We start from the raw sequence: 12,920 nt of genomic DNA, 5'->3' as shown, positions 1-12,920 counted from the left end.
CGCGATATGCTCGATGACGAGCGAAGAGGTGGTGGAATGACCGATTTTGACCCGCTCGCCACCCAGCGTGAGTCGGTGTCGAAGACCCTCGCGGCCGAGCTGTCCGCAGTCGGTCTCGAGGATGCCAGGGAGATCGGGCACGGTGGCTTCGGGGTGGTCTATCGGTGTGCGCAACCGGAACTCGATCGAACCGTGGCGGTCAAGGTCCTCACCGCGGCGCTCGATGCGGAGAACCTCGAACGGTTCCTGCGGGAGCAGCGCGCCATGGGCCGGCTGAGCGGCCACCCGCACATCGTCAACATCATGCAGGTCGGGACGACCGACGCCGGCCGGCCGTACATCGTGATGCAGTTCCATCCCCACGATTCGCTGGACGCGCAGATCCGCAGGCGCGGGCCCATCCCCTGGAGCGACGCCCTGCGGATCGGGGTGAAACTTGCCGGTGCGCTCGAAACCGCGCACCGGGTGGGCATCCTCCACCGCGACGTCAAACCGGGAAACATCCTGCTGACGGAGTACGGCGAACCGCAGCTCACCGATTTCGGGATCGCCCGGATGTCGGGGGCGTTCGAAACGACGGCGGGCACCGTCACCGGCTCCCCCGCCTTCACCGCCCCCGAGGTGCTGTCGGGGCGGACCCCGACGGCCGCCTCCGACGTGTACAGCCTCGGTGCGACCCTGTTCAGCGCGATCACCGGGCACGCGGCCTTCGAACGGCACAACGGGGAGGAGGTGATCGCGCAGTTCCTGCGCATCACCACCCAACCCGTCCCGGACCTGCGGACCGAGGGTTTCCCCGAGGACCTCAGCGCCGTGATCCAGCGGGCGATGTCCGGTAGTCCGGAAGATCGCCCCGCGTCCGCCGCCGCGTTCGGGGACGAGCTGCGGGAAGTCGAACGCCACCACGGATTGGCGGTGGACGAGATGGCGATGCCCGTCGACGCCGGGGTCCACCACCTCGAGGAGTCCTCGCCCGGATCGGTCTCGACCGTCTCCGGTCCGTTCCGGACCTCCACGACCGGACGGGCGCGATACGCGTCGACGCCGCCGCCCGCGCCGGCCACCCGGTTCCGGCCGCCCGCCGCGACCCGCCAGCTCGTGGAGCGGGGACGGCTGATCGAGCTGCTGCGGGCCGGACGCCGACGCCTGCTGACCGTGATCCACGGCCCCACCGGGTTCGGCAAGAGCACCCTGGCCGCCCAGTGGCGGAACGTCCTCGCCGACGAGGGCGTGGCCGTCGCGTGGCTCACCGTCGACAGCGACGACGACAACGTGGTCTGGTTCGTCGCGCACCTCATCGAGGCGATCCGACGCGTGCGTCCCAACCTGGCCAAGGAACTCGGCCAGGTCCTGGAGGAGCACGACGACGAGGCCGAACGCTACGTGCTCACCTCGCTCGTCAACCAGATCCACGAGAGCGGCGAACGGATCGCCCTGATCATCGACGACTGGCAGCGCGTGTCCGAGCCCGCGACGATCGCCGCCCTGGAGTTCCTCCTCGACAACGGTTGTCACCACCTGCAGGTCGTGGTGACGAGCCGAACCAGGGCCGGGTTGCCGATGAGCCGCATGCGCGTCAAGGACGAACTCGTCGAAATCGACTACTCGGAACTGCGTTTCGACGATTCCGAGGCCCGGTCGTTCCTCGTCGACCTCGGTGGCCTGCCCCTCGACAACGACGACGTCACCGAACTCCGCGACTCCACCGACGGGTGGGTGGCCGCGCTCCAACTGGCGTCGCTGTCGCTGCGCGGACGAGCGGACCCCTCGGAGTTGATCGCCGGACTGTCCGGGCGGCACCACGCGATCGGCGAATTTCTCGCCGAGAACGTCCTCGACACCCTCGAACCCGAGATGCTCGACTTCCTGCTGGCCACCTCGATCACCGAACGCACGTGCGGCAGCCTCGCCGGCGCCCTCGCACACACCGCGCGCGGGCAGGCGATGCTCGAGGCCGCCGAGGACCGGGACCTGTTCCTGCGCCACATCGACGACGAGCGAACGTGGTTCCGCTACCACACCCTGTTCGCCGAGTTCCTGCGCCGCCGGCTCGAACGCGACCAACCCGACCGGGTCCGGGAACTGCACCGCGTCGCGTCCCGGTGGTTCTGCGACCACAGCCTGCTCCGCGAGGCCGTCGACCACGCCCTCGCCGGCGGCGAAGAGCAACGCGCCGTGGAACTCGTCGAGGCCGACGGACTGATACTGCTCGAGCAGTCCCAGGCGGCTACGTTGTCGGCGGTGGTCGACAAGCTGCCACCGGCTCTTGTCGCCGCGAGCGCCCGGCTGCAGGTCACGACGGCGTGGGCGCACGCGATGGCAAACCGGACCATGGCCGCCGAACGCGCGCTCGAGCGAGCCGAATGGGCGCTCGAACACAGCGGTGCGAGCGCGAGCGACACAGCGGATCTGCGGGCGGAGGCGGGCGTCGTCCGTGCGGTGGCCGAACTGCGCAACGACCGCAGCGACCGGATCGACGAACTCGCCGCCGACTGCCTGGCGCGGCCGGAGGCGATGGCCCCGTGGGTGGTGTGCGCCGCTTTCAACGTCATCACGTTCGCCGCCGTGTACCGCTTCGACTTCGCCGAGGTGCGCAGGATCCAGGAAGTCGGCAAGCCCTACTACGAACGGAACAAGGGACCGCACAACGTCGTTCACGGCCAGAGCTATCTCGGTGTCGCGTCCTACGAGCAGCTCGACATCGACGACGCCGTCGACCATTTCCGGCGGGCTCGCCGAGCCGCCAGGAAACTGGGCGGTCCGCGAACGCCGTCCGCCCGGCTCGCGGGGTCGCTGCTCGGTGAGGTGCTCTACGAACGCGGGGACGTCGAAGAAGCCGAACGACTCCTCGACGACGGATACACCCTCGCCGTCGAGACCGGCGGGGTGGACTTCAAGGTCGCCCGGTTCGTCACCGGCGCTCACGTCAAGGCGCTGCGGGGCGACCGCGAGGAGGCGACGACACGTCTGCACGCCGGACTCGAGGTGGCCGAGACCTACTCCCTCGCCCGCCTGCGGGCCCGCGTCGAGAACGAACGGAGGCGGCTCGGCATCACCCCGCATCCCACGCTGGGGGCACCGGTCCCGGTCCGGCACGAGGACCGGCGGCGCCCGGTGTCGGGCATCGACGAGATCGTCGCGCAGATCGAGGAGACCACCGCGATTCGGATGCTGCTCGCCACCGGGGCGCGCGCGAACATCGAGCTGGCGTGCACCTGGGCGCAGGAGTGGACCGACCGGCTGGCCGGCACCGGCCGCAACCGCGCCTACCTGCTGGCCGAGCGCCTCCGGGTGGCGTGCCTCGCCGCCGCGGGCCGCGACGACGAGGCGAAGCAGGCCCTCGCCTCCATCGCCTCGATCTGCGCGGCGCGCGGACTCCACCGCGTACTTCCCGACGGCGGACCCTTCGTCGTCGCCCTGGTCGCGGACCTCCGGGCAGATCAGCTGGCCGGAGAATGGCGGCCGGATTGGGCGACGGTGCCCTCCGACTTTCTCGAGGAGCTACAGAACTCGACCGCTCCGTACACGATGTGACCGCGGTCAGGACGGCGTGGGCGCCCCGTCCAGGATCAGTCCCGCGGCACGCAGGTCATCCCAGAATTCGGCCGGGATCGGGTGTTCGAGCCAGGCCGCGTTCTGCCGCAACTGCTCGCAGTTCCGTGCGCCCAGCAGAAGTTCCCGCACCGCGGGATGCGCGGCCGCGAACTGAATCGAGGCGGCCGCCAACGGAACCCGATGACGCTCGCAGACCTTCTCGATGTCGCGCACCCGGCTCAGCACCTCTTCGGATGCGGGCTGGTAGTTGAACTTGGCGCCCGGCACCGCACCGGTGGCCAGGATGCCCGAATTGAACACACCCCCGAGGACGATCGCGACATCCCGCTCCACCGCGAGCGGCAGCAGGTCCTTCACCGGATCCTGCTCGAGCAGTGTGTATCTCCCCGCGAGCAGGACGCAGTCGAGATCGACGCGTTCGAGGGCATCGACGCAGACGTCGGCCTCGTTGACCCCGACGCCGATTGCCCGGACCACGCCCTCCTCCCGCAACCGGATCAGCGCGGGAAACGCACCCTCGAGCGCTTCCGCGAACCGCGCGGGCTGGGCGTCGCCGTGTGTGTACTTGTCGACGTCGTGCACGTAGAGGATGTCGAATCTGTCCTGGCACATGCGCTGCAGGCTGTCCTCCACCTGCCGCAGGACCGCGTCGTATGAGTAGTCGAAGTCGGCCCGGAACGGCGGGGTGTCCACCCAGATTCCGGTGTCGAACGACCCACGCGGCGCGGGGGTCAACGTGCGCCCCACCTTCGTGGACAACACGTAGTCGTCGCGGTCCCTCGTCAGCAGAGCATGGCCCACCCGGTGCTCGGACAGTCCGTGCCCGTACATGGGTGCGGTGTCGAACGAACGCACCCCCATGTCCCAGGCTTCGGCGATCTGAGCCTGGGCCTCCACCTCGGGGATCGGCCGGAAGATGTTGCCGATGGGCGCACCGCCGTAGCCGAGGAGGGTCACGTCGAACCCTGCGCGCCCGAACGTCCGAGTGTCGTTCACCTTCATGGATTCCCGCTTCCGTTGCCGAGGAACAGAGTGCCCGGGTCGCGCATCACGGCGTCCATCTCACGAAGGCACACGACCTTGATCGCCGCGACGACGAGCTCCGAATAGAACTGGTCGTGGAACCACTTGTCGCCGCTGTACGCCACGACCAGCCCGCCCTCGCCCACCGCGCTGCCACCCCACTTTGTCCAACCCTGCTGGTAGAGGTAGGGATGCAGCTGCTGCACGGCATGCGACGGCAGACCGGTGGTCCAGCTGATCCGCGCTTTCGACTCGGCAATCGCGTCGTACGGCCCGGCCCAGTCCTTCTCGTCACCCCAGCTGCGGCGGAAGACGACGGGCAACTCCGCATCGGGGGAAGGGGCGACGCCCGGCCCGAGCACGACGAGATGCCCCGGGGATCCGTGGGAGAGGTTCTCGATCGACGGCCGAGCCAGCTCGACCGCCTCGCGGGCCACGTCCTCGGTCAGTCCGGAAAAATTGGTCATCCGGTCATCCTTCACCACGGATCAGATCGATCGCCTTCTCGGCGATCATCACCGTGGGGGCCTGGGTGTTGGAACTGACGATGCGCGGCATGACGGACGAGTCGATCACCCGCAGCCCCTCGATGCCCATCACCTTCAGTTCCGGTGAGACCACGGCGTCGTCCCCGACACCCATCGCGCACGTGCCGACCGGGTGGTACGAGGTGCGGCCGTACGCGCGAACGAACTTCACGTAGTCGTCCTTCGTGTTCACCGACAGACCGCCTGCCAGATGTTCGGCCTTGATGTGCCGGGCCATCGACGACTGCGCCATGATCTCGCGGCTCTGCCGAAGCCCCTCGATGCTCGACTCCAGGTCGAAGTCGGTGGCGAGGAAGTTCGGGTCGATCAGCGGCTGGGCGGTGGGGTCGTTCGACCTGATCTTCACCGAGCCCCGGCTCTCGGGCCGCAGCGAGTACGAGTTCAGGGTGCAGCCGTAGCCCGGGCGGACCGCGGCGACACCGGCCTCGACGCCCGCTGCGGGCAGGAAGTGGAACTGCAGATCCGGGATCGACTCCCCCGCGTGCCCGAAACTGAACCCACCGGCCTCGACGACCGTCGATGCCAACGGTCCCCGCCGGAAGGCCGCGTACTCGAGTCCGGCCTTGGCCGTGGCCGGACGCACGAGGTTCAGGCGGTCGAGGCTCTGGTATTCGCGGAGTTCGTAGATGACGTCGAGGTCGCAGTGGTCGTGCAGGTTCCGGCCGACACCGGGAAGGGCATGGGCCACCTCGACATTCGCGTCGCGAAGGTCTTCGGGATGACCGATCCCCGACAGCTGCAGGATCTTGGGTGATCCGAACGCGCCCGCGGCGACCAGCACCTCGCGGGACGCGCGGAACGTCTCCACACCGTGCGCGGTGAGCACCTCGATCCCGGTGGCGCGGCCGCCGTCGAGCAGCACCCGCGACACGGCGACGTTCTCCCGCACCGTCAGGTTGGGTCGCTTCCTGGCGGGTGCGAGGTACGCGACCGCGGCGCTGCACCGGCGGGCGTTCTTCGTGGTCGTCTGATAGAGGCCGACACCGTACTGGTGCTCGCCGTTGAAGTCGCCGTTGAACGGCAGCCCGAACTCCTGCCCCGCCTGCACGAACGACTTCGACAGCGGATGAGGGTTGACAGGATCCGAGACCCCGAGCGGCCCGTCGGTGCCGTGGTACGGCGCCGACAGCCGTTCGTTGTCCTCGGACCGGAGGAAGTACTTCTGGATCTCCTCGAACGACCATCCCGCGCAGCCGTATTTCAGGGCCCACTCGTCGTAGTCCTCGTGCGCGCCGCGGGTGAACACCTGGGCGTTGATCGAGCCGCCACCGCCGATGACCTTGCCCTGAGCGAGGGGAATGACCCGGTCGTTGCAGTGTTTCTGTGGAACGCTCGAGAATCCCCAGTCATACTTGCTCGCAGTGAGTTTCGCGAATCCTGCGGGCACGTGGATGAACGGATGCCGGTCGTTGCCGCCGGCCTCGAGCAGGAGAACCCGGACCGTCGGATCCTCCGTCAGCCGTCCGGCCAGCACACAGCCCGCGGTGCCGCCGCCCGCGATGACGTAGTCGTAGGTGGCACTCATCGGTTGCCTCCGGTCCAGTTCGGGAACACGCGCTTGCGTGGTCCGGTGCGGATCTGAATGGTCTTGACGTCGGTGAACTCGTCGAAGCCGGCCTGCCCCATCTCGCGGCCGAACCCGCTCTGCTTCATGCCGCCGGCAGGAAGTTGCGGGGCGCCGTCGATGGTCGTGTTCACCCATACGCGGCCGCTGCGCATCTCCCTCGCCACCCGCAGCGCCTTGTCGATGTTCTTGGTCCAGATCGAGCCGGCGAGTCCGTATTCCGTGGCGTTGGCGAGCCGGATGGCGTGGTCGACGTCGCTGAACCGGGTGACGGTGAGCACGGGACCGAAGATCTCCTCCTGGAAGGCGGCGGACTCTTCGGCCACGCCGTCGAGGATCGTGGGAGCGACGAAATGCCCGCTCCCCCAGTTCTCTCCGCCGAGCCGGCCACCGCCGGTCAGGACGGTGGCACCGTCCCGCCGCGCCGCGTCGATGTGGCCGAGCACCTTCTCCAGGTGGCCGGCGTCGATCATCGGGCCCAGTTCGCTCGCGTCGTCGAGCGGTCCGCCCACCGTGATGCGGCCGGCGGCCTCGACGAGGCGGGCGAGGAAGGCGTCCGCGATCGAGTCCTGCACCAGGAGCCGGGCACCCGACACGCAGCACTCACCCTGATTGAAGAACACACCGAACAGGACGCCGTCGAGTGCGTCGTCGAGGTCGGCGTCGTCGAACACGACGCTGGCGGCCTTACCGCCCAGTTCCATCGACAGTCGCTTGACGCTGCCCGCCGAGGCCTCGACGATGCGCTTACCCGTCTCGGTGCTCCCGGTGAACGACAGGATGTCGATCAGGCTGCTCTCCGCGAGCGGAGCACCGACCTCGGCGCCCGCCCCCGTCACCACGTTCACCACACCGTCGGGGACCCCGGCCTCGGTGAGCAACCGGGCCAGCTCGACGGCAGTGCCGGACGTGAACTCGGACGGCTTCACCACCGCCGTGCAGCCCGCGCCGAGCGCGAACGGCAGCTTCTGCGCGAGCAGGAGCAGCGGGAAGTTCCACGGGATGATCATGCCGACCACGCCGGCGGGCTCGCGGACCACCATGGCGGTGCAGTCGTCGCCGAGCGCGGTGTGCGCCTCACCGTGCATCGTCATGGCCAGCGCCGCGGCGTACTCGAACAGCTCGATGCTCGCCCCGACGTCGCCGCGGGCCAGAGTGATCGGTTTGCCCGACTCCTCCGCGTCGATCCGGGCGAGTCGTTCCTCGTTCTCGCGCATCAGGCCCGCGCAGCGCAGCAGCGCCCGGGCGCGGTCCATCGCGGTCCAGTGCGGCCACTCGCCCTCGTCGAAGGCCTCCCGCGCGACCGCGACGGCCAGGGCCGCGTCGGCGCGGGTGCCCGCGGTGAACGTGGCGACCACGCGGCCGTCGGCCGGGCTGACCCGTTCGATGATGTTCTCCGACGGGGGCACGCTGCGCCCGCCGATGAAGTGTCCGTAGCTGCGGATCTGTGTTGCTTCGACTGTCGACATCTTTGGCAATTCCTCGTCAGTGTTCGTGGATCAGGACACCACGCAGGTTGAGCCCCGCGTGCATGTCCACGTATGCGTCGTTCACCTGGTCCAGGGTGTAACGCCGGGTGATCAGTTCGTCCAGCTTCAGTCGCCCCGACTTGTAGTAGTCCAGCAGTGCCGGGATGTCCCGGGTGGGGTTGCAGTTGCCGAACAGGACCCCGCGCAGATGCTTGGCGTAGACCACCAGTTCGAGCGGGCTGATCGGGATCCCGGGTTCGTTCTGGCCGATCGACACGACCGCGACGGTTCCCTCCTTGCGGACGGCGCCGAACGCGTCGGCGATCAGCTGTCCGTCCACCACCCCGACGGTGACGACGGCGCCGTCGGCGCCCTGACCGTTGGTGACCGAGCGGACGAACGGCATGGCCTCGTCGATCGACGCGTACGCGTGGGTGGCGCCGAGTTCGAGGGCTCGTTCGCGCTTGAACGCGACCGGGTCGACGGCGACGACGTGTGCGGCACCCGCGTGGTGGGCACCCTGCACGGCGTTGATCCCCACACCGCCGACACCGACGATCATCGTCGTGTCCCGGGGACGGACGCCCGCGCCGTTCACGGCGGAGCCCCATCCGGTGGCGACCCCGCAGGAGACGAGGCAGGCCACGTCGAACGGGATGTCGTCGTCGATCTTCACGGCCTGGGCCTGCGACGTGACGAGGTAGTTCGCGAACGTGCCGAGGCGTTGCATGGCGCCGATCGGCCGCCCTGACTGCGTGGCGAACCGCGCCGTTCCGTCGAGCATGAAACCAGCCTCCATACCGGCCCCCGTGTCGCAGATATATTGCATCCCCTGCGCGCACCAGGCGCAAGTTCCGCAGGCCGGGAGGTAGGCGGTAGCGACGTGATCGCCGACGGCGAGCCGGGTGACACCGGGTCCGACCGCGTCGATCACACCGGCACCCTCGTGTCCGCCGACCAGCGGCAGCGTATTGGGGATGTCACCGGTGACGAGGTGATCGTCGGAGTGACAGAGTCCGGACGCCATCACCTTGATCCGCACTTCTCCGGGACCGGGCTCCGCGAGGACGAGATCGTCGACCTCCCACTTGCCGCCCACTTCGTGAATCACCGCACCGCGTGCCGTCGTACTCATCGTTCTCCTTCGAATCTCACACTCACACTGAGTCTTACTTGATGATCGAGAGCCGGCTGCGGTCGAGGGTCACGGCGACCGCGACGATGACGACCGCGCCGTACACGATCTGCTGGAAACTGGGGTCGATGCCGGCCACCGAGCCGCCGACCCGGAGCACGGTGACCACCAGGGCGCCGACGAGTACCCGCCACGCTCCGCCGATTCCACCGGTGATGGCGCAGCCGCCGACCAGCACGGCCGCGATGGCGGGCAGCAGCAGCGAATCCGCGAGTTGCGGTGCGGCGCTCTGCTGCTGGGCCGACAATACGACACCCGCGGCGCCCGCGAAGAATCCGGACAGGGCGAATGCTCCGATCCGGACGATCCGGGTTCGGACACCGCTCATCATCGCGGCCTTCTCCCCCAGTCCGACGAGGTGAAAGACGTTGCCCCGCGGCGAGAACCGCATCGCGCCGAACACCGCGGCCACCGCCGCCACTGCGGCCCACACCGCCATGGGGAGACCGAGCACCGTCCAGGAACTGAGCCAGAAGATCGCGTCGTAGCCTTCGCTGATGTAGATGGTCGTCGACCCCGAGGCCACGAGCGCCACCGCACCCCAGAACCCCAGCGCCCCCAGCGAGACGACGAATGACGGGACCTGCCCGAACACGATCAACAGACCGGTCAGCGCGCCGATCAGAGTGAGTGCCACGAGGGTGACGACGACGGCGAGCGGACCGAGGGAGCCGATCACCGTCGCCAGGATCACGGTGGCCAGCGACGCGAGCGCCGCCACGGACAGGTCGATACCGCCGGTGAGGATGACGAACATCTGACCCAGCCCGAGCAGCAGAATCGGGACCGCCTGCGCCGAGACCACTGCGAGGGCGTTCATCGACAGGAAATTCGGTTCGGCGAGCGCTACGAGGAGGACGAGCGCGACCAATACGACCGACGGGCCGGCCAGCCGCAACCGGTCCCGGGTCGTCCGGGACACCGCCTGCGCCGCACCCTCGGGTGCGCGCGTCTCGGTGGAAGTCCTCTCGGTGGAAGTTCTTGTTGCCACGGCGATCACATCATCTTCTCGAGGAGTTGGAGTTTGCTGGGCGGGTTTCCGGGCGGCGAGTCGAACGCGCCGGTGATCTCGCCATCCCGCATGACGATCACGCGGTGGCCGAGGCCGATCGCCTCGTCGAGGGTGTCGGCGAGCACCAGAATCGCCACTCCCCTGTCGGAGAGGTCGCGGAACAGGGCGTAGAGGTCTTCCTTCGCACCGATGTCGAGTCCGCGGGTGGGGTGGTCGAGAACCAGTACCTTCAGGCCGTCGCCGAGGATCCACTTGGCCACCACGGCCTTCTGCTGGTTGCCGCCCGACAGTCGCGCGATGTCGGCGTCCGGGTCGGCGGGCCGGATGCCGAGTTTCTCGATCCAGCCGCGTGCGGTCTCCTCCACCCGGGCACCGGAGGAGATCCGGCCGCCACCGGCCTTCACCGGATGCACCGTCGCAATGTTCTGCGCCACGGTCGCTCCCGCGATCATGCCCTCGACGCGACGCTCGGCGGGAACGTACGCGACACCGGACCGCACGGCGTCCGCGGGTGATCCCGGGGCCGACCGCTGTCCGTCGATCTCGACGGTTCCGGAGTCGATGGGGACGGCACCGAAGACGGCGCGGGCCACCTCCTCGCGCCCGGAGTCGACCACGCCCACCACCGAGACGATCTCGCCGGCGTGGACGTCCAGCGACACGTCCTTCGCCTTGCCGCCGCAGGTGAGGTTGCGGACCGACAGGGTCGGCGTGCCCGTCCGCGAGACGGCCTGCTTGCGCTCCGACGAGTAGATCTCCTCGGCCGCACCCTTCCCGATCATCAGCTGGTACAACTCGGATTCTGTTGCTGCCGAGGCGATCCGCTCGCCGACCACTTTGCCGTCGCGCAGCACGTACACGCGGTCGGAGAAGCGGAGGACCTCGTCGAGGCGGTGGGAGACGAAGATGACGGAACCGCGTTCCTTGAGGGCGGTGACCCGGCGGTGGAGTACCTCGACGTCCTCGGGTTCGAGCACCGATGTCGGCTCGTCGAGGATGAGCAGCGGCGGGTGTTCCACCTGCCTGCCGCCGACGGCCCGCGCCACCTCCACCATCTGGCGCTGGGCGAAGCCGAGCGATTCGGTGAGCGCGCCCGGATCGACCGTCGACTCCACCACCGACAACATTTCCTGGGCGCGGGCCCGGATCCGGCGCCGGCGGAGGAACCCGGCACGGGCTGTGTCACCCTCGTGCCCGAGGATCAGGTTCTGGCCGACGGTGAGGTTCGGGAGCAGCGACTGCTCCTGATGCACGACCCCGATTCCGTGGTCGGCGGCGTCGGCCGGGCTTCCGAAGCTCACGTCGCGCCCGCCCAGCACCATCCGGCCGCCGTCCTGGCGGTGCACTCCCGCGAGGATCTTGAGCAGCGTGGACTTTCCGGCACCGTTCTCGCCGATCAATCCCACGACCTCGTTCGGGGCGATGGACAGGCTCACGTCGTCGAGGACGGTGTTGGGTCCGAATTTCTTCGTGACATTGCGGAGTTCCAGGAGTGATGTCATTTCACGACCCTCAATCGGCTGCGGGCGGGCCACCCGGTGGCGATCACCGCGACCACGATGATGAGACCCTGCGCGCCCTGCTGGATGTACGGGCTGGCGCCCGACAGGAGAAGTCCGTTGCCGAGGACCACGAGGAGCAGCACACCCACCAGGGAGTGCAGGGGTCCACCGCGACCGCCGCTCAGCAGGGTGCCGCCGACGACCACCGCGGACAGGGTGAGGAAGAGGCTGCCCGATCCGACGCTCACGTCGCCGACGCCGAGCCGGATGGTGGCCAGCACTCCGCCGAGGCCGGACAGCAGTCCGGCCACGGCGAACAGGATGATCTTGGTGCGGCCGACCGGGACGCCCGCCAGGCGGCTGGTCGCCTCGTCGCCGCCGATCGCGTAGGTGTGCATGCCGAGCCGGGTTCCCTTGCACAGCAGCACTGTCACGGCCACGGCGGCGAGTGCGAACACCACGACGACGGGAAGCCCGAGCCAGTGGCCGCCGGCCCAGGCCGCGAGCGACGGATCGGCGAGCTGCGGGGTGGCGGTGCCGAAGAGCACGGTCGCGACACCGAGCCCGACGAACCAGGTACCCAGAGTGACGAGGAAGGACGGTACCCGGACGACGACGTGCAGCACGCCGTTGACCACTCCGAAGAGCAGACCGACCCCCAGCGCCAGCAGGACCGCGAGGAGTCCCAGGTCGTTGCCGTTGACACTGTTCGCTGCGAGCAGGACGAACGTCAGCCCACTGGCCGCCATCACGCCCTCGATCGACAGGTCCACACCGCCCACCAGGACTACCAGCGTGGCGCCCATCGCGAGGACCACGGGAATCGCGGCCTGCTCCACGATCGCCATCGCGTTGCTCGCCGTCGCGAAGCCGGGAGCCAGCGCGGCGAAGACGGCGCACAGTCCCAGCAGGGCGGCGAGCGGGCCGGCGGTGGAGAGGAGCCGGCGCACGCGTGGTCGCGTGCTGCGCACGGGTGTGGCGGGTTCGGCGGGGGTCGTCACCTCCCCGGTCACTTCAGTCGTCGACATCGTCACTCCTTCGGAAGATTGTGT

The 12,920-nt window shown here is 68.9% G+C and carries 9 protein-coding genes; 1 reads left to right on the top strand and 8 read right to left on the bottom strand.

Annotated features, from left to right (window positions below):
- Positions 1-36: 36 nt before the first annotated feature.
- On the top strand, positions 37-3,534 hold the full coding sequence (locus tag DTA22_RS35350) for a serine/threonine-protein kinase (RefSeq protein WP_112302495.1): 3,498 nt from the start codon (positions 37-39) through the stop codon (positions 3,532-3,534).
- Between the two features lie 6 nt (positions 3,535-3,540).
- On the opposite strand, the gene DTA22_RS35345 is transcribed toward DTA22_RS35350, so the two are convergent.
- From DTA22_RS35345 to DTA22_RS35310, 8 genes are read right to left on the bottom strand one after another with little or no spacing between them, the layout of a single operon-like run.
- On the bottom strand, positions 3,541-4,557 hold the full coding sequence (locus DTA22_RS35345; protein WP_037225759.1) for an aldo/keto reductase: 1,017 nt from the start codon (positions 4,555-4,557) through the stop codon (positions 3,541-3,543).
- Positions 4,554-5,045, bottom strand: coding sequence for a hypothetical protein (locus DTA22_RS35340; RefSeq protein WP_112302494.1), 492 nt, complete (start codon positions 5,043-5,045; stop codon positions 4,554-4,556). Before DTA22_RS35340 ends, DTA22_RS35345 begins: the two co-directional genes overlap by 4 nt.
- Before the next feature lie 4 nt (positions 5,046-5,049).
- A complete protein-coding gene (locus DTA22_RS35335) occupies positions 5,050-6,651 on the bottom strand; it encodes a GMC family oxidoreductase (RefSeq protein ID WP_112302493.1) in 1,602 nt (533 codons plus the stop codon).
- Positions 6,648-8,159 (bottom strand): aldehyde dehydrogenase family protein, encoded by a 1,512-nt coding sequence (locus tag DTA22_RS35330; protein ID WP_112302492.1) that lies wholly within the window; start codon positions 8,157-8,159, stop codon positions 6,648-6,650. Before DTA22_RS35330 ends, DTA22_RS35335 begins: the two co-directional genes overlap by 4 nt.
- 16 nt (positions 8,160-8,175) lie before the next feature.
- Positions 8,176-9,294, bottom strand: a complete 1,119-nt coding sequence (locus DTA22_RS35325; protein WP_112302491.1) for a Zn-dependent alcohol dehydrogenase — start codon at positions 9,292-9,294, stop codon at positions 8,176-8,178.
- A 34-nt stretch (positions 9,295-9,328) separates the two neighbouring features.
- The gene (locus tag DTA22_RS35320) at positions 9,329-10,354 is read right to left on the bottom strand and encodes an ABC transporter permease (protein WP_112302490.1); all 1,026 of its coding nucleotides are present in this window, start codon (positions 10,352-10,354) and stop codon (positions 9,329-9,331) included.
- Positions 10,351-11,868: a sugar ABC transporter ATP-binding protein gene (locus tag DTA22_RS35315; protein WP_112302489.1), complete on the bottom strand. Its 1,518-nt coding sequence runs from the start codon at positions 11,866-11,868 to the stop codon at positions 10,351-10,353. Before DTA22_RS35315 ends, DTA22_RS35320 begins: the two co-directional genes overlap by 4 nt.
- Entirely contained in the window at positions 11,865-12,896 is a 1,032-nt protein-coding gene (locus DTA22_RS35310; protein WP_112302559.1) for an ABC transporter permease, read from the bottom strand. Before DTA22_RS35310 ends, DTA22_RS35315 begins: the two co-directional genes overlap by 4 nt.
- Positions 12,897-12,920 lie beyond the last annotated feature (24 nt).

The sequence above is a fragment of the Rhodococcus wratislaviensis genome (assembly GCF_900455735.1).
Classification (GTDB): Bacteria; Actinomycetota; Actinomycetes; order Mycobacteriales; family Mycobacteriaceae; genus Rhodococcus_F; species Rhodococcus_F wratislaviensis.
The sequence above is the reverse complement of the archived record's forward strand: the minus strand, read 5'-3'. Positions and strand labels throughout refer to the sequence as shown.